This is a genomic window from candidate division KSB1 bacterium, assembly GCA_034506335.1.
Lineage (GTDB): Bacteria > Zhuqueibacterota > Zhuqueibacteria > JANLFK01 > Oleimicrobiaceae > Oleimicrobium.
In genome coordinates this window covers 34,855-57,848 of record JAPDPR010000015.1, presented here as the reverse complement: position 1 = coordinate 57,848, position 22,994 = coordinate 34,855, and the positions used below count along the sequence as shown (strand labels likewise).

The window sequence follows — 22,994 nt, the reverse complement described above, 5'->3', positions numbered from 1 at the left end:
CAGGCACGTAGCACACCAACCTTGCTCACGACAGTTTAGGCCTCTTTGAAGGAGCAACTGGCACGTAGCACCTGAACGCGGTCAGCGGGTGCTTCGCAGTGCTGCAGTTGCCTACTCCCAGCGGAAAGTTCTTGCAGAGATAACGAGCCCTGCTACCAACACGGCTGCCAAGATGGCAATCTCCCGCGGATAGTTACCCCAGGCGTTGCCTATCCACAGCCCCCGCAAGAGGGTCACGACATGGGTGAGGGGCAAAAACTCCGCAAGCTGCCGCACCCTCCCGCAAAGGATACACCATCGACGGCCACCGTGGCACCGTACGCCTTTCGGAGCTGCCGCACCTCTACTGCACAACCAGACCTCATAGGTGCTCCCGAAAGGACGACCTTTCACTGTCCTCAACTACACCGGCAAGGAACATGGCCCACCGCCGTCCAGGCACAAACCACATGCGGCCAAATGCCACAGTCTCGCCCTCACATGCCCACGATACGTACTTCACTGCCGTGCACCTCCCCTTTGCCACACCGCCAAGCGCCCCCTGGTTCCTCAGCTGAAATGTCTATGGCACAGTCAGACGGGTGACAAGGGTACACGCTACCTCGGCGCAGCCTGCTACGACCAGCGCCTTAGCCCTCCTGCTCGCCGTGGCGTGGCGCGTCCCACTCGTTTGGCAGAACACCCGGAGTCGACTTTTTTTTGGATTTTACGGATATTTGGCCAATTTGTCAAGAAGAATCTCAGCGGGGTGTGCGCAGAGGGATCGCTTCCCAGAGAACGCCCACCAAGGGAGGCTGAAAGTGGAATCACGCTCTAGGCGGGCACGGCAGACATCAACGCGACCCCCAAGCGTTAACAAAACCCTCACAATGACCTCAAGCCCGGCTCTGTCCACTACGAGCCAGGCACTGCAACCAGACTGACCCACTCTTCGATCTGCAGTCGTTTGACTGTGCGCAAGCTCTCGTCGGCCAGTGCACGGGCAAATACCTCCTCCTCCTGCGCAAGGATGCCGGAAAGGAGGAGCACGCCCTGGCGACAAAGGAGTCGCCGGAGATCAGCTATAAGGGGCAATAGCGCTTGCGCAGTGATATTGGCAGTGATGAGGTCATAGCTCCTGCCCCTGCAGGCATCGACGCTGCCCACCCACAGGTGTATCTGACCTTCCACCTGGTTGCGCCTGGCATTGTCTCTGGCAATCGGAACCGCCCCGAGGTCCGTATCGCAGGCAAACACCTCGCCTGCACCCAGCTTGCACGCTGCGATTGCCAGGATCCCGCTCCCTGTGCCCACATCGAGGGCGATCTGCCCTGGCGCGACGTACTCTTCCAAGAGCAGCAGCATCCCCCGGGTGGTGGCATGGTGACCGCTCCCGAAGGCCATGCCAGGGTCGAGCCAGATGAGCACGCCCCCTTCAGGCCGTGGTGCAGGGGCCCAGGTTGGACAAATGACAATGCGCGGCGAAACCTGCACCGGCCCCACGAACGACTTCCATGTCTCCGCCCAGTTCTGGTTCACGACTCTGTGTATGCGGAGTTCTTGCGGGGCAAGCGTGCATCCCAAACCCCGCATCAGCTGCCACAGGGATCTAGCTATTCGGCGCGGTGCCTTTCCTTCGAAATAAGCGACAATAGTGTCGTCCAGCTCCTGGCAGCCAGTGGTGCCCGCCTCCGCCAGAAAGGCAACGATGATGTCGCGCACCGCAGGAGGTGCCGGCACGTGCAGTTCATACCAGGCCGGCTCTGGCACTCTACGGTCCATGGGCTCAACGATAGAGCACGTCCACCACTACCCGGCCCACCTTGCCCAGGCTTTCGGCGCTGCACTTGTCTGGAGTATCCTGGAGGGTGTGCCAATAGGGGTAGTCGTAGTCAATGATGTCGATGCAGCGAATGCCCACGTCGAGGAGGGGCAGGTGGTCATCCACCAGGCGATACTTGGGACGACGGATGAATTCGGTCACGCCCAATTGTTGAGCGCGGGTCCATACGAGCTCAACGACCTCTCGGGCGTTGTCATAGGAGGTTTGTTCGATGTAAATCTCCAGGTCACGGTCCCCCACCATGTCCAGGAGAATGCCAAAGACCGGACGGTATCCCGGAGCGATGGTGCGCGAGAAGTACCTGGCGCCCACCGCCCAGCTTTGCTCGTCGCCCTCCTGGCCGCAGTCTTCGGCGTCGAAAAGCACGATGTCCACACCGTAGCGAGGTTCGTGCTCCTTGAGCAGCCGTGCAATTTCCAGGAGCACCGCCACACCCGAGGCTCCGTCATTCGCTCCCAACACAGGCGTGCGACGGTTGCGCGGATCTGGGTCATAGTCCGCCCATGGCCGCGTGTCCCAATGGGCGCACAGTAGGACGCGTTTTGTCTTTTGGCTCCAAAAGTTGGCGATCAGGTTGGTCATGAGGGCAGCCCGACGCTCAGCGCCGAACGTGTGCTGAAACTGCTGCTCGATAACCCTGTCCGCGTACTTGCTTAGCTCCTGTTTGAGGAAGGCCAAGCAGGCGCGGTGGCCCTCGGAACCAGGGACACGAGGCCCAAATTCGCACTGGCGAAGGAGGTACTGGTATGCGTTCTTCTCGTCAAATCGCGGCGGACCCGCACTGCAGCTCACGGAGAACAGAATCGCCACCCAAGCGAGCACCAATCCACCAATACAAGCCCACACTCGCCTTGCGCTGTCCACAGGCCTCCCTCAGAGATTGCGCCTCAATTGCCGCGGATGGAGATATTTACGTCCAGTGCCAGCTCCTGGATGGAACTGTCGCCGATGAGCTTGTTCTTTGTCTTGCCCACCTCGAACGACACGCCGCCGCGCACGCGATTGCTAAACGCATAAGTCATCTTTGGCATCAGGCTCCACTTCTCGGTACGGCCGGTCTCCTCGAAGATTCCCGCCCCCTTGCTCTTCTCAGTGACGTTCCGGTTCATGCTGAAGGTGAGTGAAAGGTCCACGTTGTTCTTCAGCACCGCATTCTTGAATGGCCACACCGGAATGGGGATGCGGAAGTTGCCGCGCTTGGAGTAGTTGGTGGTAAAGCTGATGTCCATGGTCTGCGTGCGCGTCTGCCCTCTGCTCACACCCATGCTCTCGCTCAACGTTTCGCCCTTGTTGAAGCGTAGCGTGCTGGTCATCCCATTCTTCCAGGTGATGTTCATGCCCACGAGGGGGCGAAAGTTGGTGTCATAGTCCTTGCGCGTCTCCTCCCTGATGCCCCGTTCAAGGTTCCACGTGCTCCGCTTCTGCCCGCTAAAGCCGTGATCAACGCTCACTGTTTGCGCCAGCTTCTTGAAGAACAGATAACGCTCGAACCCACTCCAGCGTACCGTCCACTCGGGGAGGGCCATGTCCGCATTACCAAGGCGGAACCAGTTCTGTGACTCGTTGCCGGTGACGGTGGTGGTGCGGTTGACGCTTGAGGACTCGCTGTACTTGAGCGTGATCACCAGCCGTTGGCTCAATTTCACTCCGCTGCCAAAATTCAGGCTCTCTGTCTCGGAACGGGAACCGCGGTTGGAACCGACATTTTGTGCAGCAACAGGGAGTCCGCTGCTATCAGAGAATCCGAACTGGAACTGCCAGCGCGGGGTGCCAGGGGCCAGGCCGTAGAGATTGACTCCGGTCCGCTTGCTATAGGAGACGCTTATTGGGTCAATCATGCCGAACACTCTGTGCATGGTGTCGAAAAGGCTGAAGCTACCACCGCCTTTTTTCTGCGGCTCAGGAGGCTGCTGTTGCTGGCCCGGGGGCCTCCGCACCGGGGGCGTACGTCCAGGCACCGCACGGCCCGCAGGAGTGGACGGCCTCCTGATGGAAGACAGCAGCTGGCCTAGATTGATGGAGCCGGATGCGGTCAGCGAAGCATTGGTGGAAGCGCTCCTCCCCAGGTCCTTCTGCTGCTGATTGTAGTTGTAGCGATAGTCCGAATTGTAGTTCAAGCTATTGCTCAACCAACTGAAGATCTTGGGGTTGTACTGTGCCTTGAAATTCTGATTCACCGCCGTGAGCACCCCCAACTTGCCATGCGTCAACTCCTCGCGCGGCACGTTGCGCAGGTCACTGGTATGCGACCGCCCGTAATCCAAGCTAAAACTGTCGAAAATGCGCATGGTGGCGCTCACGTCCCGGGTGATGTTGAACACGTTGTTGTACGACTCGATGCCACTGCGGGTGCGTGAATACATGAAAGAACGGGTGCCGTTCACCTTCAAGCCGATCGTGCTGGGCGTGTAGTACATCTTGGTCACGCTCAGCTTCTTCAACACCGGCACCCCGGCAAGCCAGGAGAAGGGTTGGAAGAAGTTGTTCCGGCCGAAGACCAAGTTGTAGGACGCCCCCCCAGTTTGGTTGCGATTTCGCGAAATGGCCGTCTGCGAGTTGCTCCCCTCATCGGAACTCTCGCTGTAGTTCGCGGTGATGTTGTCGATGGTGTTCTTGATGAAAAAGTTCCTCGACTTTTCAACCCGCCGGAAAGACACACCGAAGCCCCTGCGCATCGAGACGGTCTTGATGGCGGAGAGAGTCGAGTCGGGAGTATCGGCCGTGACTTCAATATCAGTGCCCGGGACGTACTTGGGCACGGCTTGCGTCTCACCGTAGTTTATGTTCACCGGCATGCTTATGCCGAGCCACTGCGGCAAGAATTTCTCCAGGGCAATGCTGCTGGTGAGGTTAAGACCTGTGCGATTGTCTCCGGAACCAAACCGCGTATTTACATTGTGAAAGTCCGCGTCCTGCCTATTCACCTGGCCAGTGACACGCACCAGATCAGCAAGAGCAAAGTCGACGCTGGCCCGATAGGCCATGCCGCGGTCCTTTTTTACATTGGAGAGGCGCAGCTCGTTAATCCAGATCTCCCCGGTGAATGGTGTCACATTGGGCACCTTGGTGCCGCCCTGTTCCGCGTAGGCAAGGTTCTCCACGCCCGCCACGAGGATGCGCACATTGGTCAGCGAAGGACGTCCCACAATTCGCAGGCGCTTCCCGCCAGGCAAATACTTCTCAAATACGGGTGAGGACTGTGTGCTCAGAGAATCGACCCGCAAGGAGGGATCCAGCTTGATGGCACTGAGCTCAAGCAGATCCACTTCGATCTCGTTCCTCCGGTCCCACCCCGGATAGACCGGCTCGCGGATTTCGTAGTAGTTCTTGGCGTCCGAACCAAAACGCAGGAAAAAGTGAATGAGGCTCTGGTCTGACCGAATATGAATCCCGTACGGGTCCTTGCCAAAGACGAACATCTTCATCGTCTTGTAGTGGATATAGTCTTCCGGCTGATAGAGGCTTTTCTGAATGATGCCGTTGTAGCCGGGTTGCAGTTCGGTCACCTTGAGCACCAGAGACTGTTCACGGGCGATGACCTGGGTGATCCTATCGCGTACGCCCTCCACGCCAGGCGGGAGGTTTTCCTTGTACTCCGGGTTGTCATGCGTATTGACGACGGTGACCACCACCGTGCTGTCGTTTCGCGCGTCGTACTGGTCAGGGGCCGATGGCCCGGCCACACCCTGCTCTTTCCAGTCGCTCCCCACCAGCTTCAGCTCGGCAATGCTGATGTAGACCGGCTGATGGCCCTCCACGCCGTCCACCCAGACGCGCATGTACTCGACCAACGAGATGTCGGGATTGCCCACTACCCGACTCGGTTGGTCCAAGGGAATGCGATACTGGCGCCAGCCGTGGTCGTCCTCCGGCGGAAGCCCTTTGCCGCCCACCATGTACACGGTGTCGGGGCTGGACTTGTCCAAGGAGAACGTGTACTCGAAGTAGTCGTTTCTCAGGTCGACGTCCCCGTTGCGGTTGATGTCCTCCGTGTCTGGGTAGCGCCCTCCGGTGTCGTTCTCGTTGCCCTCGTAACCGTTTATCTGGTCATAGTCAGGGATGCCGGGCTGGTAATGAAAGTCGTCGAAGCTCCACGGCTCCCCATAGTCGCGCACGCCGTTGCCGTTGATGTCCCAGAAATCCCCGCCTGCAGCCCGGGCGCGCGAATCGTTGTTTGCCATGCCGTCCAGGCCCACATCCTCCCCTGCGTCCAGCACGCCGTTGCGGATGCCCCCCACGGCGCGGTCCTCCGTATCCAGCCTGCCGTTGGGAATGACGTCCTCGGAGATCTGCCCTAGATCGATGTGCAATACCCCCACGTCGCCCTGGACCCAGATTTCCAAGAACTTGCTCTCGGTCTGGTCGGCGTAGCCAGAGGACAACGCGCGTTGAATGCCGGCCCACGACTCGGCGCTGGGCACGCTGTCTGCGGGGGTAAAGCGCATGGTGAGCACATTGACCCGCTGCGGCACATTGGGGTTGACGTCCTTCGTGGGCCAAATGTACTTGATTGGCACTTGATTGTAAGGATTGTACCAAATGAGGCGCCCCATTTTCGCCAGGCTCAGTTCGCCGTGCGGAGCATATTCCTTCTTTTGCACCGGCACCGATGCAGGCGTCCAGCCGCGACGATCGATGCCGATAATCGTCTCTCGCTTGGAGCCCTCAAAGTCATCGATGTAGGCAACGCCGTCATTGTCACCGGTCTTTTCGTTGTTGACCGTGTTCGGGTTGGGGAACACCTGGGCAATCTCTCCTTCAAAGTTCAACGTGGAAGGCGCCTGGGTGTTCACAAAAGGAAGTGCATTGGCGAATGTGGTAAGGAAGTTCGGCTTGAAACGCAGCTGCGTATTCAGGTCCCAGACAAAGTTCTGCATCGGCCCGCGGCCCACACGGATCTTTTGCTCCAACGTTCGCTCGCCGAGGTAAAGCGCCGTGCCGCCGATGAAGCTGTCCTGCCACAAGTCGTACTGGGCGCGGGCGCCCAAAATGGTCTTCCGCTCGATCTGGAACATCTGGTTGCTCTCATAGGTGATCTCCACGTCGGCGGAAGGCTGTGTGGCCGCTTCGTTGAGGATCACCAGCTTGCCAGACCAGTAGTCGATGGTGTAGTCGCGGTCCTTGACAAGCTTGACCCCGTTCAGCCGCACCTCCTCAGAACCCTCGATGACATTCATCCCCAAGTCATAATCCGGACGGCGGATCTTGGAGGTGACCTCGATGTAGAACTTGCTCTCCTGCGCGATGTACGACTGCACCGTGGTGTCGTAGATGGCGCGCGTGCGCTTGTCGTCTGGCAACTCGGTGGGGCCAATGGGATCAAAGGGGCGCAGGTCAGGAAAGATGAGCTCGCCCCTGGCCAAGTTGATGATATTAGCGTTCATGTCGATCCGGTTGTCCGGATTGGGCGAACCCGTCTGGTCAACCTTGTCTAAGCCAAAGATCTGCAGGTAGGATTTGACTGGACCGCTCTTGGTGGGGCCGGCCTCCTGCGGATCACCGGAGGGCGGCTTGTAGAAAATCTTCAGCTCAAACCCGTCTTCCGGAATATTACGCGAGCCAAGATAGTAGACGTTCTTCCACTCCAACTTCCAGGTGGGGTGCGCAGGACGGGACACACGCGGTTTGAGCAAGCGGAGAATAATGGGCTTCCCTGCTTCCGGATTGTAGTCAATGTCCCCAACAATGCGTCCCGAAGAATCCTCATAGGCCACCGCCAGCACTTCGCCTTGGCCCAAGGGGACCATCATCTGTACATACCCGAGGTCGCGCTCCAAGAAGTAGTCTGTGTTCTTCTCCAGGCGGCGGAAGTAACCCGTCTCGATCAGCTGGGTGTTGGTGGTGTCGATCTCAAAGGTAAAGTTGGTGGTGTCGATGTCCATGCCGGCAAAGCCGCGGATTGAGTCAGAATAGCGGGTCTCATACCCCGGCTCCGATTTGTAGAGCTCCAGGCGCTTGATGGAGCGCGGCGGATAGAAACGATGGCGGCCCTGGTCGTCCACATCCGGGAACTGCCGGTAGTAGTACTCGTCCAAGAAGAAGTACGTGCCGCGGCGATAGTTATAGTCTTCGATGCGCTGCTTTTCGCCTTTGGCGCCACCGCTTAGGGAGATCTTGTTCCCCTGCCCTTTCTCCTGGCTGGCAATGGTGGTAAGCTTCAGCCTGCCAATCTCCATATCCGCCCGCACGCCGAACAGGCCGGAGTTCTTCGCGCTGAAGGTCACAAACTGCGTGGCCGGCAGGGAGAGCGAAATGTTCCCGGCATCGATGCTCTTGACAATCTCGTCCTCAAACCCCTGGTAGCGGAGCGAGATGGCATTGTCAAAGTCAAAGGCCCGTTCGCTGTCCTGGTCGACGAGCACCTTCACCTTCTCGCCGATGTGCCCGCTGACGTTGAAGCGCTGCGTCTGCTCCATCTTGAAGTTATAGTCGGAGCCGCGGTTGAGCGCGGTCTTGACCTCGCTGCGTTTCTCATGGCGAAAGCCGCCCTTGATGGAGATGTCGCCGGTCACGTCCAGGCCCACCCTGCCGCCGCCGAAGATGCGCTGGAACGCCTGACTCTTGATCTCCACCGGGATGTCGATGACAATCGCCCCTGCGCCGGTACGGCCGGTAGGCCCCTGCACGGCGGGGCCCTGCACGACCCGCTCTCGCCATAGTGCGTCACGTTCGTTGCGCGCCCGCACGCGCACGTATTCGCCCAGGGTCAAGTAGGCAGGGATGGTGAACGGATAGCCGAACAGCTCCTCAGCAATGGTGACGTTGGTGCCTGTGGAGTCGATGCTGAGCTCGCGCTTGAGGGAAGGGAGGTTTACCGCAAGCAGACCAGAGGGCACACCTTCCAGCCAGAGCCCTACCGGGCGGTTGCTGGCCTTGAGCACCGCGGCACGCGGGTCTATGGCGGAATAGTAGTGGACCCGAATGGGAGAGGGGTCATTCCCTGCGGAGGCGGCTGGCACGAACCAGATGAGGCCGGCCCAGGCCGCAACGAGAATGCACCATGCTCGCCACGATGGGCATTGATGTCGTCGGCAACCCATCACGTGCAACGAACCAAGAAGGTGAAACCTCGCAAGCCACTCGCGGCAGCGGTTCAGAGAAGCCTGCACGCCTGCGTTTTAGAACCACGTAACAAATGGCTCGGCGACGCCTCCTCCACCTTGGTTCCTTGCTGAGCATGGCGCTCTAATGCTATTCGACACGTAAAGTTAACGAAAAATCGGGAAAAAATCAAGGGGAAAGTGGGGTGTCCGTCCGCCTCAGACGGCCGGCACTGAGTCCGCACTTTCCATGAGACGGAAGCTCCTTAAAGCCCCCCACAACCCATGCGCCCTCTGCACCCCCAATCGGACCTCTTGGCACGAGATCGTTCTTCTATTTGCGCCCAGAAGCGGTCCAACATTCGCGTAGCCGTGTAATCAGCTTCCCCACTAGCGCCTTGCCCTTCTCCAGGTCAACCACACCCGTGGCGCCGGCCAGCAGGCCGTCGTGCACAAACAGGATCGTCCACCGATCGTCGCCGGTGCACACCACCGGCACATCGCCTATGGCATCGACGAGCACCTTTTGACGCTGGGACCGTGCAAACTCCACGAACCGGTCCAGGGACTGCTTGCCGGAATCGCCCGCCACCACAAAAAGCTGGCACCCGGTGGGGCCGTGTCGGTAGTCCACGCGGTAGGCATCGTGCAGGTACTTCTGGCCCAAGAAGTGGTGCGGAAGGTAGCGCTCGCTGTGGGGCACGCGCTCCGCCTCAGGAAAACAGGCGAATAACCGAGGCTGAGCGTACTCTCCGGCGATGCGGCTGGCGACCAGTCGGCCCGCGCTCATCAGGACCTGCGGCACGTCCGTCTCCACGTCGAATGAAATCAGCTTCACGTAGTAGGGCCCCTTCCAGAATTTGAGCGTATTGTCGCTCAGGCACCCCTGCACGCCAATCGCCACGATGCTATCCTCAGGCGAGCGCTCTGCGGCATAGATGCCGAACCCGCCGAGTGGCGTGGCCATGCGGTAGATTTCGACGGTCATCGAGCGGGCACTGTCGGCGGTCATGTACTCGGCGGCCACCACTGCCTGGAAGCCGTACTCCAAATACAGGTCCGCCGCGCCGTCGATGTACTCCCACAAGTTCTCAGGCCCAAAGAATTGAAGGGGCTCCAGGCGTTTCCACCCGGACATCTCCTCGTCTCCTGGCAGCAACGCCACCAGCGCACGGGACTGGTCGACCTCTTGGGCTCCACATGGTCCCTGCCCGGCCAGGGAAAACACTAACCCAAGACTCAATGCAGCAAGGACAGCACGACTGTACATGAGACGCCCTCACTTCCTAAGCCAGCTGCAACTCCTCCCGCGACCACGCCAGCATCGTCTCCACTCGTCTGCCCACCGGAATGCCATGGGGACACCTGGCCACGCACTTTTCGCATTCCTCGCAGACGGCCGGCCCACCCAGCTCTGCCCACTCCGCCAACGCCTGGTGCGCCTGCAAGAAGTTGCCATACCCAAAGGCGTACATGTAGGCGCGCATGGCCGCAGGGACCTCGGCGTGCTGCGGGCACGAGGCCACACAGCTCCGACACCCCTGGCAGAAGTAGGGGGCCTGGTGGGCCGACGAGAGCTGCAGGTCGCGTTCCTCCTCTTCGCTCAGCTTCAGGTTCGCCATCAGCCCCCAGTCCAGCGCTAACTGCTCAAAGGTCGTGACGCCAGGAATGGTGGTGCAGACGTTCTGGTCGTTCAACACCCACTTGAGCGCTGCGGCATGGTTAATGGCCTGCCGCTGGTTCAAGCGGGCCCCGGCTTGGGTCTTCATGGCGATGACACCCACACCCTTCTGTGCCGCGTACTTGATCGCCTCGCGCACCTGCTCGCGATGTCCCTGCATAAAGTTGTACGCCGTCAGCACCACGTCCCACACACCTGTGTCCACAGCCGCGCGGATCACCTCCGGCTCGTTAGAGTGGGTGGAAACGCCCACAAAACGCGCCACCCCCTTCTTTTTCGCCTCCTGGTAGATTTTCAGCAGCGGCTCGTAGGTGACCATTCCCGCCGTTTGGCAGCTGTGCAGATAGAGGATATCCACATAGTCCGTCTGCAGCCGCTTCAGGCTGATGCTCAGCATCCGGTCAAAGTTCTCCTGCGTCGCCCCCGGAGCGGGCCCGCGGTCGGCGCTCAGAAAGTTTCCCTCGCGGTCTCGGGCAAACCAGAGCTTGGTGCCTATCACTACTCGCTCGCGGCACTTACGTTCGGCGACAATTGTGCCGATCACCTCCTCGCTCTTTCCTCCCATGTAGCCGTTGGCAGTGTCCAGGTGCCTGATGCCAAGGTCCAGTGCCTTGCGCAGCAGGTCGGGGCTGTCCGAATTCATCACCCCAAAGCTCACGATGGGCAAGCGCAGACCAGTCTTGCCGAGTGCACGGTAGATGACTGTTGGCGGGGCCTCCTGCGGCGGTACAAGCCTCCTGAGCAACGGCCATCCCGCACCCAGTGTCAACCCGCCCAACGCTATATTCCCCATAAACTCCCGCCTGGTCAGTTTCTTGCTCATGCTTGGCTCCTTTTGCCCATGTTCACCTGGTTGTCAAAACCCACCTTGCAGACCGACGAAAAACGTGCGCATGGGCATCAGGTTGCTCTCCATGGGCGCATAGTTGTATTGGAGCAGATTGTTGATGCCCGCGCGCACAGTGAGGTGGCCCAATTCCAGTCCGCAGCGGAGGTCGACAAACTTCATCGGCACCCGTTGGTTGATAGGGTAGATCTTGACCTTGTCGATCTTGCTTGCGTAGCGGTAGTCGATTTCACCCTGGAGCCGACCTACGCGTATGTCCGCTTTGACCGTGCCGATCACCTTGGGCCGATAAGTGAGCGGCTCATTCCACTTCACATCGCGCGGGTCCATGGCGGTAACGCTGAGGTGGAGGCCCGGGGTCCAGCGTCTCCCCAATACATCCAAAGGGATACTCATGTTGCTCGTGGCTTCCACCCCGCAGACCCGAGCGCGCGTCACATTGCGGAACTGGATCTGGCCGCGAATCAGATCCAGGTGCGCCTCGATCATGTCCCAATACTCGTTGTCAAAGAAGGAGACATCCACGTTCCAGTCCCGCGTCAAGTAGTGGCGCAACCCCACGTCGTAAGCCCACGAATGTTCGGCGCGGATGCCGGGATTGGCCTTGATCTTAAAGTTCATCACCGTCAGTTCCAGGTAGCGCTCGACGATGGTTGCCGCCCGGAAGCCGCTGCCAACAGAGGCGCGCACGCTAGTTGTGGCCCACGGCTGCCAGTTCACTCCCAGGCGCGGGCTGAACAGGTCCTCTTTGATGCCGCCGATGATCTGATAGCGGTCGTAGCGCACCCCAGCCGTCAGGCGTAGGTTCTCCCGCAGGCGCCACTCATCCTGCAGGTAGGGCCCGACAAAAAAACCTCTGTGGCTGCCAAAGTATTTGGTGCTGCCGGCGTCGTGCTGGTACTGGAGGCCGGCGGTGATCGTGTGCTGGCTGTGGGGGAGCCAGTCTGTCTGCACCTCAAACCCTTGGCCCCAGGCGGGGTTGAAATTGGCCTCGGGGCCGAATTGGTTACCCATGAGTGTGCGCACCAGAGAGCCGCGCACGTTCAGAGCCAACCGCGCTGAAATGGGCAGAACCACCTTGGCATAACAGGCGAGCTGATTGGTCGCTGCCCTGTTGCCCAGGTTCGCCTCATCTACCTCATAAGGGTCGTTTTGCCCCTTCCATTGCACAAAGAAACCCCGCTTGATGTAGCTGTAGGCCGCATAAAGGGTCAGACGTGCGCTGTTCGGCAACCGGTAGTCGGCGCGACCGGTGAGATTGTACTTTTGGAAATCGCCCAGTTGGGTATAGCCGGTGGACGTAAAGCGCCCTGCTGAGAGCCGTAGCCCCAAGGGCCCAAAGCTTCGGCTGTAGCTGAGGTCCTCGCGGGTGTAGTGGAGCCGGTCAGGGTCGGTCCAGCGCCATTCGTCGTAGTAGGGCCGGTCGTACTTTCCTGCGGTCCAGGAAAAGAGCAACTGTCCTTCGGGCGAGGGCGTCTTGGTGATCACATTGACCACTCCACCCAGAGCTGAGGCGCCCCAGAGCGTGGAGCCGGCGCCCTTCAGCACCTCGATCTGCTCTATGTCCAGCGGTGGGAGCATGTCCCAGTTGAATTGGCCTGTGTCGCTTGCGTAAACCGGCACGCCATCCAGCAGCAGGAGCACCTTGTTCCCTGCGCCGAAGGTGTAGCCGGTGGAGCCGCGGATATTGATCTGCTCGCCGATAAAGTTCACCCCTGGAGCGGTCTCCAAGGCGTCGATGAGGTTGGTGGCGGCGCGCTGTTGGATGTCCCTGGCACTCACCACCGAGATGGACACCGGCGCCTGATCAAGCCGCTGCTGCGCCTTGCCGGCCACCACCACGATGGGGTCAAATTCGATGGGAGCGGGCTGCAAAGCGAAGGCAAGGCGGACCTCCTGTCCTTCCGCGATGCTCACCCCGTCGATGGTCACCGCGCGATAGCCGATCATGGAGGCGCGCACGCTATACCTTCCGGGCGGCAGGTTGGCGATGACGAAGGCCCCGTCGCGGTCGGCGCTGGCCCCGCGGGTGGTGCCGAGAATCTGCACATTCGCTCCAGGCAAAGGCTTGCCTGTCTGCCCGTCAATGACTGTGCCCGAGACCTTCCCCCCACTGGCGTGCGTCGCGGCCACCGCGCAGAGCACAATCCCAAAAACCCGTAGCCAGGTGCCGAACCTGCCCATGTCCTCCTCTTGCCAAGCCTATGGCTTGGCCTTTGCCCAGTCCACGTAAATATCCACCCCCCTCTTGGTTTCGCCGGCCTTGAGGCTCATCGTGCCCGGCTGTCCAGGGGCAGAAGGATCCTCATACACCCCCAGCTCACGATAGTCGGTCAAGCTGGCCCTCTCAGGCAACCAGAATACGGCCACGTACTCCACCGTCCCGTGCCGCACCGGTAGCACAAAGTGGTACGCCTTCCTCTGCGGGTCGTACTTTTCGGACTCTGGCCCTACCGAAAAGTCGATGGACTTGAGCATGGTCAGAAACTCCACACTCGCCTGGGGTTTGCGCACGTAGGCGGCCACCGCGGTGGCCAGCGTATTGGCCGGAAATGGCCCGTTGAAGTAGATGGTCCCTTCAATGCTGGCGTCCCGGTCCACCCGACTCCAGTTGGCGCGCAAATCGATCTCAAAGACCGGCTGCTCTTTGGTAATGTCAAACCCCAGCGGCAGAAGATTGTTGCTGGCGTCCAAAGGGAGGGCTAAGACGTCCGCCAGGTTGGACTTTGTCTCGGTGTTATACCACCACAAGCTGATGGCCTCATAGTGGCCATAGGGGAGGGCCATTTCCGTGATCACCGTGTCGCGCACGGCGTCCCATTTGAAAGGGAGGCTGTTCGGGCTATGGTAAAGCTCGTTGATGGCACGGGGTGGGAATTTGGGGGCCACGACCAAGTATATGCCTTGGGTGTTCTTTGGTGGGGGCCCCCCATAGAACAGCACGCGCGCCCGCACCATGCCCGGAAGCGGTGCAACGCCGTGGTCCACCTCGCAGGAGAGCGCGGCAAGCAGGGCCACCCCACCGAAGGCTACAACCACCCCTCGAGTTGCTGCGCCAAAGTTCATGTCCACGTCCGCCTGCAGTTCATCGGACGATCAACACCTTGCGGCTGCTTGCCAGCCGCTCGGTGCGCAACCAACAGGTATACACGCCAGGAGGAACCCGGTTCCCGTATGCGTCCAGTCCGTCCCACCACGCCTGGTGCATGCCAGGGGGCAAGTCGCCTGCGGCGACAGTGCGTACTGTGCGGCCACGCACGTCCACTACGGTCAGCGTGACAGGACCTTGTCGGTCAAGCGCAAAGCGCAGCATCACCCCCTCTGCCCCCGGGTTGGGAAACACCGGCAGCAGTTGGAACCGGGCTGGCATGCCCTCCTGCTCCCAAGCCACGTCGCTGGGATACGACATTGCTCGCGCCGAGACATGCACCGGGTGCTCGATGATGAAAGCTAACTTCTCAGCTTCGCTGCGTGGCAGGTTCGCAGGCAAGAAGTAAGCGACAAACCCCAGCTCCAAGTCCACGCTGTCCTGGCCACTGCCACGGAATACGATCCCGTAATCACCGTAGGAGACGCCATCGCCGGTATCGCCACCTGAGGTACCGTCAGCTACACCCCCCTGCTGGCTGTCGTGGTAGTAGAGTGCAATGCTCTGCCAGGTGGTGTCGCGGAAGGTGCCGTGGGTGAACATGCTCCCTTGCGGCCCTGTGACAAGCCCCCATTCGCGAATGGGCAAGCGAATCGCCGAGTTGACCGCGTCCGGCTGGCCGTCGATGAGCACGCCATCATTGAACCGGTTGTAGAAGCGCATGCCCGCGGCATTGCTGTTGAAATCCCACGACTGGCGGAGGAGCTCCAGCTCGATGTAGATGTCGTCCTCCGTGTGAAAGACCTCTTTCAGCTTTTCCGTGTCCAGGTTGACGCCACCCACAAGGCGTGCCGAATAGGGGTAAAAGTATCCTTTTACATAAAACGCGGCCTCGTCAAGCCTTATGAGTCCGAACTTGACCACCTGCCGCACCGTGCGCACCAATCGCACCACGGGGCGCGCCGTGTAGCCGAAGTAGTGCCTGCCAACCTCATGCGGCTGGTAGAGGTGGAGGTTGTCGCGTTCATTGGCCGCAGGCGCGCCGCCCATTCCGATGGTAATTTGCCAGCTCCCCGCATAGTCAAGGTAGCCAACGAAACGGATCTTCTGCGTGTCGAAAAAGTCCACCCCAGTGCCGTATGGCGGCTTGATGGCCACATCCTCCACCACGCCACTGTTGGGATTGAGGCGCAGCCGGTACATGAAGGTCTCCACCTGCTGCAGGGCTGGGTCGAAGGCAAAGCCGTACGGGCTGGGCACCTCCGCCTGCAGCGTCGACGACTGGTACAGGTAGGCGTAGGCACGCCAAGAGGGATCGTTTGGGTCCGCAACGGCGATCTCAAATCGGCGGTGCCTGCGCGCGTCGGGGTCGTCCAGCCAGACGTCGTCAGGAGCGCGATCGCCCATGTCCCCTACCAAGAAGACCAGCTCGTCGTCGGAATCAAAGGCGGGATTGGCATCGGCGGCGATGACGTTGGCGCTGCCCACATGGACGTAAAAGTCGCGGCGGGCTGCCTCCACCCCGGGCTTACACGGATCCCAGGTGTTGTAGACTTCGTCGATCTGAAATGGCATGAGTCGCCACGTACCTGTCCAGGCGTCGTAAGCGTAGAGATAGACCTGGTCCAGGGGCAGGTCCTCCCAGATCGGCATCTCACGTTGCTTGATCACCACCGGTTCGTAGTACCGCTCTTGGTACAGCTGCTGCGCCAGGAGCTGAGTCGCCAGCAGCAACACCACGACCAAGATGGCCCATTCTGTGCGCCTGCTCATTGCCACCTCTCCTTTGGCCCCAAGTCCCCGCGTAGACGCCCACCCCAGCCATTAGCGCACCAGGAGCACCTTCCGGCTGGCCACGCCCGCCTGAGAACGCAGGACCGCCACGTACACGCCAGAAGGAAGCTCCGCGCCGTGCTCATTCCGCCCGTCCCAGACTACTTCCTGCACCCCTGGGGACCCACCGCGGAGGTCGAATCGGCGCACCAGGCGGCCACCACTATCGAGAATGCGAAGCTCTGCCCCCACCCCCACAGGAAGTTCCACCCGTAGCACAGTCTGCGGGTTGAACGGGTTCGGGAAGTTTTGATGCAGCGCCAGTTCACCCGGAGCTCCTCCGGGCCTGCCCACGCCTACGGCAGAGGTGTAAGTTTGCGCCGCCACATTCACCACAATACCAGCCGCGGTCCACTGTCGCAAGGCCTCCCCCACGCTCGGCTGCTGGTTGCCAGGCAAGAAATACCCCGTCAGCTCAAAGCTCAGAGCCACGCCGAAGCTATCGCCGGTGAACATGTACCCGAAATCGCCGTATGAGACGCCATCCCCTGTATCGCCTCCCCAAAGGAACTGATGCGTCCCATCCGCGGAGCCGCCTGTGGCGTTGTCCCAGTAGTAGAGCTGCTGCTGTGAGCCCAGGCGCGGCACCCTGGTAAGGGTGACGATCGTGCCCTGCTCGCCAGTGACCATCGCCCAGTCCAACCCGGGTGTCTGCAGCGTGGTGACTGGGCTGTCGGGCACGCCATCGACAAGAAGGCCGTCGCTGTTGTAAGCATTGTAGAACCGCATCCCCTGCGCCTGTGGCGTAAGGTCAAGCGACTGCCGCACCAGGTCGAGCCAGATTTCCGTATCCGCCGGCATGCTGGTGCTGTCGATGGCGCCACCAAAGCTGACGCTGTAGGGGTAAAAGTAGGTGGTGAGCGGAAACCCCACCGGAAGCGGCATCACGCCCATGATCCAAAGCTGCACCCACTCCCGGACTACCACGCGCACCTCTCCGCCTATGACCTTGGTGGAATCTGGGACGCGGCGGAAAAAGTCCCGCTCGTTGCCCGGCGGATTCCCCCTCTTGCCGAGGTAGAACTTGAGCGCCTGGTGACGGAACAGCCCCACCATGCGCAGCTTTTGCGTGTCCACCAGGTGCACGCCTGTGCCGCCACCTTCCGGCTTGATGCGCGCATCGCCGATAAGTCCGGATGGAGCAAACCCCACTGCATAGGCATTTGTCTCCACCCAGTTGGAGTCGGGAGATTTCCAGTTCACCGAGAGCCCGTACGAAAAAGACGGCTGAGACGCGAGGCTGGAACTGACGTAGAGGTAGGCCCAGGCCTTTTGCGTGGGATCAAGGCCGTCTCGCACCTCAATCTCGATGCGCGGGTGGCCTCGCGACGCCACGTCATCCACCCAGGCTTCGGGCGGGGCTTGGTCGCCCATATCGCGGGCCATGAAGACCAGCTGGTCAAATCCGTCGAACACCCGGTTATGGGGAAAGGAAAAATAGTCTGCTGAGTCCTTTTCGTCGATCTGAAAGGGAATTCTCTCCCATACACCGCCTTCGGGGCTGGACCGGTAGGCAAAAACGTGAATATGCTCCACCGGCGTCGCATGGAGCTCCGGGAAGGCTCCCGCATCAAGGACTACTGGCTGCCATGGGCGCTCGAGCGTCTTTGCGCCTTGGGCGAAAGCGCCGAGGCCAAAGCAGCCCACTACAGCAGCCAGGCACGTACCACACAGCTTTGCGGTATGCATCTTAGCCCTCCTCAGATTTGGCCTCCGCAGGGCCTCGCCACTGCGAGTGCCTTCTCCTACCGCCCTTCCTACACGAACTCTTCCCTCCGCAACCCCATTTCCCACCGAACCCGCGCCGTCAATTCGCGCGTCCCCAGTGCGGGCCACACTCGAATGACTTCAAGGGGTTAAGCCTTATGTGGCAACTCTCCCACCGCGAGACGGCAGCCAGGCACGTCGGCGTCCTGCCAAGATAAACCCTCTTCGCCCTTTCAGCTGTACGCCCCCTCCTGCCCGGACGCGACGCGAACCACTACTTAATGAGCCGCAGGTTCAGCGGGTAGCGGAACCGTTGACCTTCGTTGGCGCGAATGGCCGCTATGATGATCTCCACCAGCCAGAATATTCCGAGCGCAATGAGGATGGGGATGCCGATGAGCACCAAGCTCAGGAGCCCTGCCGCCAGGACGTAGATGGTCATGCTGATCTCGAAATTGAGCGACTCCTTGCCCTGGTCATCTACCAGCGGCAGTTCCTCCTTCTTCACCAGCCAGATGACCAAGGGGGCAATAATGTGGCCGAACGGAAACACAAAACCGGCCAGGGCACCGATATGGCAGAACAGCGCCCACGTCTTTTCGTCCTTGCTTCCAGTCTGCCCGCTCATAGGGACCTCCGTCTTCAGGTTCGCTGCCACATCCAAGATAACAGAAAGGGGCCACGCAATGTGTGCGTCTCGTCACGAATTGGTAACTCGGTCCGCGGTCCGCTTAGTGGACGGTACGCAGCTCGTAGCGGGTCGTGCCCAGCCCAATCGCCTCGGCATGGGCGAGCTGCACGCTTCCATCCACCCTGGGGTAGGCCATCTGGTGCAGAGGCTTACCAACCCTTTGCAGGATGAGGTCCAGGGCGGCCTTGTCCACCGCCACCGGGTCCCGACTGGCCAGGACACCAATGTCCTCGAACAGCGGCGACTGCGCTATGGCCAGGCAGTCACAGTCCTTGGTCACCGATACGATGAAGTTGAAACACAGGACTTTTTCGCGTCGTTGGATGACTGCCCCCAGGGCATGTTCGGCAATCTTGCGCTGTAAATCATCGTTGGCCACTTTCCAATCATAGCGGATGGCATCAAAGCGGCAGGTGGTGAGGCACTCGCCGCAGCCGATGCACCCCTCAGTGACGATAAATGCCACGCCGTCGCGCATCTCGATGGTCTGCTCTGGGCACCAGCGGACGCACTCCTCGCAGCCTGTACATACGTCAGGCTTGACCTGGGGTTTCATGGCCGAGTGCTGGCGCAATTTGCCCCGTCTGCTGGCTAATCCCATGCCCAAGTTCTTGATCGTCGCCCCGAGGCCCGCAGCCACATGCCCCGTCACATGGCTCACCACGACCAGCGCGTTGGCGCGCATGGCCTCGCGTGCCAGCGAGACTTCAGAGAAGAGCTTGCCGGGGATGGGCACGGTGATTTCGCTATCGCCCAACAGGCCATCGGCCATGACTATCGGCGCTCCGGTGGCCTCTAAGGTGAAGCCGTGGGCGTGGGCCAGCTCCAGATGCGTGATCCCGTTGCTTCGAGGACTTCGGTAAAGCACACAAGTGTCGGTGAGAAACGGGCGTCCCCCACACTCCTTGACAAACGAGACGATGGGGCGCACCATCGAGGGGGGCAGGTGGGTGCCATTTCCTTCCTCACCAAAATGCAGCTTCACCGCCACATAGTCTTTCGGCGTCACCACCTGGCGCATACCAGCCTCTTGGCAAAGGCGACGGATGAGGCCATCTGCAACCGCTGGCGACTCCTCCCTGCGGAACGGGACAAAGTAGACGGGGCTGGGGGTAGGTCGATCTGTCATGTGCCCGGCGTAAGTTGTTCGTCCGCTTGGCATCTGGACTGAAAAGGCCGGAGCGAGAGGCGCTCACGGCCTTTGCAATTGGTGGAGACGGTGGGAATCGAACCCACGTCCGAAAGCCCGGTCTTGGAGACCTCTCCATGCGCAGCCTGTTGCTTGTTCTCGCCTGCCGCAGGCACAACAGGCAAAGCCCCGGACAGGCCAGCTCAGTGAAGGTTCGCTGCAGACGCCTGAGCATCGTCTGCGGCTAGCACGCTGTCAGCGACGCCCCATCACGGGCCCAGTGTGCCAAACCCGCACGGGACGTGGCTGCACTAATTAGGCAGCCAGAGCATACGCATTGTCTGCGTTTACATTTGGTTTCCAGTGGATTTACGAGGTACTGGAACCTCGGCATGCAGTCTCCAACCCCGCGACTCCCGTCGAAACCATGTCGTCCCCGGATCTAGCTCGCAGAGGAAAGGAACGATCGCGCCGGTTTTCCTTGGCTGCCGTTCAAATATACAACCGTGGGGGCAAAGAAGCAAGGTGTTTTTCATGTGTGGGAAAGGAGCCAGCAGGGGGGGTGTCGAGCCCTCTCACTCGACACTCCTTTTCCGCAGAGGGACCTGCGCCTCAAAAAACAGAAGGCCCCGCTCCTGTCCCCGAGCCCTCACCCTAGGCTCGAGCACAAAAGCGGGGCAAAAAAGGAGCCCCCGAGGGCACTATTTCACCACCAGCACCTTGGCACTCGGCGCCACGGCCCCACAGAGCATGCGCACAAGATACACCCCAGAGCTCAGGCCATGACCATCCAATCGGGCCTGGTACTCACCCGCCCCAGGGTGACCCTCGGCAGGCTGCGCAACCTCCCGCCCCGCAAGGTCGTACAGGGCCACCTTGACAGCCCCCTCCTCTGGCACCACGTAGCGGACCGTCGCCAGAGGATTGCAAGGATTGGGGTAGACGCAGAGCGCGGCTAGTGGATCGCGCGCCGCCTCCGACAGTGCCCCAGAGTCCACTGCTCTCTTCCCCAATTCACCCACAATCCGAGCCTCCTCAGAATAGTCCGACTCCGGCCACCTGCTGGTATAATCGGTGGCACAGTAGAGATACTCAACTCCCTGAGCACGGTTGATGACCACCTCCTCGTCGGTCCACTCCCTCCCACTGAGGCCGGAGGCCACACGCCTCCACCCCTGCGAGGGGCGTCTGCGGTAGACGTTGTACCAGTAAGCGACACCGTTCGGTTCCGGCTGTTCCCACTCAAAGCGAGGGTTTTCCCCGTCACGTCCGGCATTGGTGCAGCGAAAGTTCCGCGGCGGCGTAGGCTCTAGGTCATCAGGGCCGTCGTAGAGGTCGAGGCTGGAAGCGTCAAAGATGTCCTGGCCAGCATCGTATGTCACCACCGCATCTCCGGAAACCACCTTGTGCGTGCCATAACATTCTATCTCGAACGATCCCATGCGGCCCACCACGGCTACTTCATAGACTCCACGGCCCAGACACACCTGCCCATCGGGCGATTCCGTGCTCCACCCCTGGTCGTTCCTGAGCCACGTCCCGTCTGGATCCAGCTCCACCTCCATGTCCGAGGGCCGCGTGAAAGTGGGGTCGGCGGTAAGGAAACCACTCCGGTCCCAGACCGCTGACCCCTCTTGGGGCCTCGTCCTGAATGTGAGGGATTCACCCCCTGTCCCGTTCATCACGTGCAAAATGACTTCCTGGAGGTGCAGGCAAGCCCCCTGTCCGTGCGCAGCGCCCGCGGCCAGAGTAAACCAAATCACCCCTGCCATGATTGCCTTGCCTCTCATGCGCTCTCCCTCCTTCAAACCGTCAATACGCGCAGCCTACTCAATGGCATATAGCAGGCTGGGTTCACCGTACGTTCCGAGGTACAGCACCCCATCCGACCCAATAGCAGGTGCAGCGATCCGGGTGAAAGATCCCTCCAATGGGATCCTCCACATGAGTTTACCATCGGCACTCAGGGCAATCACTTCCTCTGTGAAGACGTAGAAGACACCTTCGCTGTCACAGATCGGGCCTGCATATCCGCCGGGCGGGGCCAGGGGGAACTCCCACACGACGTTACCGCCACAGTCCTGGCATACCAGCCCCCTGTAGGCCTCGAACAGCACTCGCCCACTCTTATCAATGGTGGGTTCGTTCAGCCCTGCTGCAAGAGAGCTGTAAAATGAGCTCCTCTTCCCATCTGGGCCGATGCAGTAGAAACCAGACGAGTCCCCCGGAGCGTCTGTTCCGACGTATACTTTCCCGTCATAACTCACTAAGGGGGCGATGAACGAGTGGCCCCCGGGGAGTGGGTGGTGCCAGCGGATGCTTCCGCCGGCCGCCAAGGCACACAACCCCCCAACATCTCCGCCTGGCGGCTCCCTCCTTGTCAGCACATACAAGAATGCTCCATCTGGCGAGATCGTCGCGCCGGTCCAATGAAAACCACCGGCGATCTCACTGCACCACTGCAGAATCCCCCCCTGCGTCGCGGCATACAGGCGCGCATCGGTGCCCACAAAATAGAGGGAGCCGTCCAGACCAATATTAATCATGGACCGAAACGCCAGGTGCAAGATCCGCTCGATACCCCCACGCTCAGAGATCACGTAAAGCTCCTGGCGCTGGTAGGATTGCACAAGGATTTTCCCGTCGGCCGTAACGAAAGGGGGTCCCGGCTCGTACCCGATCTCGCCCCCCAACCTGCACTTCCATCGTAACGTCCCGTCCGGGTTCAAGGCGTACAAGAACGTTCCCTCGCCCGCGGGCAGAAGCTCTCTGTACCCGAAATATAGCGTCGAGTCGCGACCTACCACAACAGCCGGATACAGCTCCCCCCTCTCTCCAGGCCTGAACCTCCACCTGATGCGCCCTCGGCGCGGGCCGACGTACGGACTGCGGCCGCTGAACTGGGGATCATGGCGAAACATGGGCCACGGGCTATTGGCCAGGCTGGCCCAGGGGACTTCGTGCTGCGGACAGACGGCCGGGCCCTCACCCGGCCCCAACGGACTCTTGTCCCGCGCACACCAGACCAGCGCGCCACACAAGAGCGCAAACGGCAGGAACACACCCTTTCGCATAGAGCCTCCCCTCGGAAACACTCGCGCCGAATGACGGCCAGACACCAGAAGAATGTAAAAAAAAATCAACCCCTGTCAACCT

The 22,994-nt window shown here is 60.5% G+C and carries 14 protein-coding genes and 1 other RNA gene; all 15 read right to left on the bottom strand.

Annotated features, from left to right (window positions below):
- Positions 1–111: 111 nt before the first annotated feature.
- Positions 112–276 (bottom strand): hypothetical protein, encoded by a 165-nt coding sequence (locus tag ONB25_06745; GenBank protein ID MDZ7392572.1) that lies wholly within the window; start codon positions 274–276, stop codon positions 112–114.
- Positions 277–894: 618 nt separating this feature from the next.
- A complete protein-coding gene (prmA, locus tag ONB25_06740; GenBank protein ID MDZ7392571.1) occupies positions 895–1,761 on the bottom strand; it encodes a 50S ribosomal protein L11 methyltransferase in 867 nt (288 codons plus the stop codon).
- A gap of 4 nt (positions 1,762–1,765) precedes the next feature.
- Entirely contained in the window at positions 1,766–2,686 is a 921-nt protein-coding gene (locus tag ONB25_06735) for a M28 family peptidase (GenBank protein MDZ7392570.1), read from the bottom strand.
- Between the two features lie 23 nt (positions 2,687–2,709).
- Complete coding sequence (sprA, locus tag ONB25_06730) at positions 2,710–8,781, bottom strand: cell surface protein SprA (protein ID MDZ7392569.1); 6,072 nt, start codon at positions 8,779–8,781, stop codon at positions 2,710–2,712.
- A gap of 415 nt (positions 8,782–9,196) precedes the next feature.
- Positions 9,197–10,132 (bottom strand): hypothetical protein, encoded by a 936-nt coding sequence (locus tag ONB25_06725; protein ID MDZ7392568.1) that lies wholly within the window; start codon positions 10,130–10,132, stop codon positions 9,197–9,199.
- A gap of 16 nt (positions 10,133–10,148) precedes the next feature.
- Positions 10,149–11,366, bottom strand: a complete 1,218-nt coding sequence (locus ONB25_06720) for an aldo/keto reductase (protein ID MDZ7392567.1) — start codon at positions 11,364–11,366, stop codon at positions 10,149–10,151.
- A gap of 33 nt (positions 11,367–11,399) precedes the next feature.
- Positions 11,400–13,574, bottom strand: a complete 2,175-nt coding sequence (locus ONB25_06715; protein MDZ7392566.1) for a TonB-dependent receptor — start codon at positions 13,572–13,574, stop codon at positions 11,400–11,402.
- Between the two features lie 18 nt (positions 13,575–13,592).
- Positions 13,593–14,456 carry a hypothetical protein gene (locus tag ONB25_06710; protein ID MDZ7392565.1) on the bottom strand — a complete coding sequence of 288 codons (864 nt, stop codon included), beginning with the start codon at positions 14,454–14,456 and terminating at the stop codon, positions 13,593–13,595.
- Between the two features lie 19 nt (positions 14,457–14,475).
- Positions 14,476–16,251, bottom strand: coding sequence for a hypothetical protein (locus ONB25_06705; GenBank protein MDZ7392564.1), 1,776 nt, complete (start codon positions 16,249–16,251; stop codon positions 14,476–14,478).
- A gap of 51 nt (positions 16,252–16,302) precedes the next feature.
- Entirely contained in the window at positions 16,303–18,000 is a 1,698-nt protein-coding gene (locus ONB25_06700) for a hypothetical protein (GenBank protein ID MDZ7392563.1), read from the bottom strand.
- Positions 18,001–18,292: 292 nt separating this feature from the next.
- On the bottom strand, positions 18,293–18,646 hold the full coding sequence (locus tag ONB25_06695; GenBank protein ID MDZ7392562.1) for a DUF4870 domain-containing protein: 354 nt from the start codon (positions 18,644–18,646) through the stop codon (positions 18,293–18,295).
- Positions 18,647–18,749: 103 nt separating this feature from the next.
- The gene (locus tag ONB25_06690) at positions 18,750–19,730 is read right to left on the bottom strand and encodes a DUF362 domain-containing protein (GenBank protein MDZ7392561.1); all 981 of its coding nucleotides are present in this window, start codon (positions 19,728–19,730) and stop codon (positions 18,750–18,752) included.
- A gap of 187 nt (positions 19,731–19,917) precedes the next feature.
- Positions 19,918–20,276: a transfer-messenger RNA gene (gene ssrA / locus ONB25_06685) on the bottom strand.
- A gap of 263 nt (positions 20,277–20,539) precedes the next feature.
- The gene (locus ONB25_06680; protein MDZ7392560.1) at positions 20,540–21,628 is read right to left on the bottom strand and encodes a T9SS type A sorting domain-containing protein; all 1,089 of its coding nucleotides are present in this window, start codon (positions 21,626–21,628) and stop codon (positions 20,540–20,542) included.
- A 36-nt stretch (positions 21,629–21,664) separates the two neighbouring features.
- Positions 21,665–22,912, bottom strand: coding sequence for a hypothetical protein (locus tag ONB25_06675; GenBank protein ID MDZ7392559.1), 1,248 nt, complete (start codon positions 22,910–22,912; stop codon positions 21,665–21,667).
- Positions 22,913–22,994 lie beyond the last annotated feature (82 nt).

Excerpts from the sequence above, each read along its gene's own strand:
- ONB25_06715 (MDZ7392566.1), bottom strand. The coding sequence starts at position 13,574 with ATGGGCAGGTTCGGCACCTGGCTACGGGTTTTTGGGATTGTGCTCTGC.
- ONB25_06725 (MDZ7392568.1), bottom strand. The coding sequence starts at position 10,132 with ATGTACAGTCGTGCTGTCCTTGCTGCATTGAGTCTTGGGTTAGTGTTT.
- prmA (MDZ7392571.1), bottom strand. The coding sequence starts at position 1,761 with ATGGACCGTAGAGTGCCAGAGCCGGCCTGGTATGAACTGCACGTGCCG.
- ONB25_06675 (MDZ7392559.1), bottom strand. The coding sequence starts at position 22,912 with ATGCGAAAGGGTGTGTTCCTGCCGTTTGCGCTCTTGTGTGGCGCGCTG.
- ONB25_06680 (MDZ7392560.1), bottom strand. The coding sequence starts at position 21,628 with ATGAGAGGCAAGGCAATCATGGCAGGGGTGATTTGGTTTACTCTGGCC.
- ONB25_06705 (MDZ7392564.1), bottom strand. The coding sequence starts at position 16,251 with ATGAGCAGGCGCACAGAATGGGCCATCTTGGTCGTGGTGTTGCTGCTG.
- ONB25_06690 (MDZ7392561.1), bottom strand. The coding sequence starts at position 19,730 with ATGCGCCAGGTGGTGACGCCGAAAGACTATGTGGCGGTGAAGCTGCAT.
- ONB25_06700 (MDZ7392563.1), bottom strand. The coding sequence starts at position 18,000 with ATGCATACCGCAAAGCTGTGTGGTACGTGCCTGGCTGCTGTAGTGGGC.
- ONB25_06720 (MDZ7392567.1), bottom strand. The coding sequence starts at position 11,366 with ATGAGCAAGAAACTGACCAGGCGGGAGTTTATGGGGAATATAGCGTTG.
- ONB25_06710 (MDZ7392565.1), bottom strand. The coding sequence starts at position 14,456 with ATGAACTTTGGCGCAGCAACTCGAGGGGTGGTTGTAGCCTTCGGTGGG.
- ONB25_06695 (MDZ7392562.1), bottom strand. The coding sequence starts at position 18,646 with ATGAGCGGGCAGACTGGAAGCAAGGACGAAAAGACGTGGGCGCTGTTC.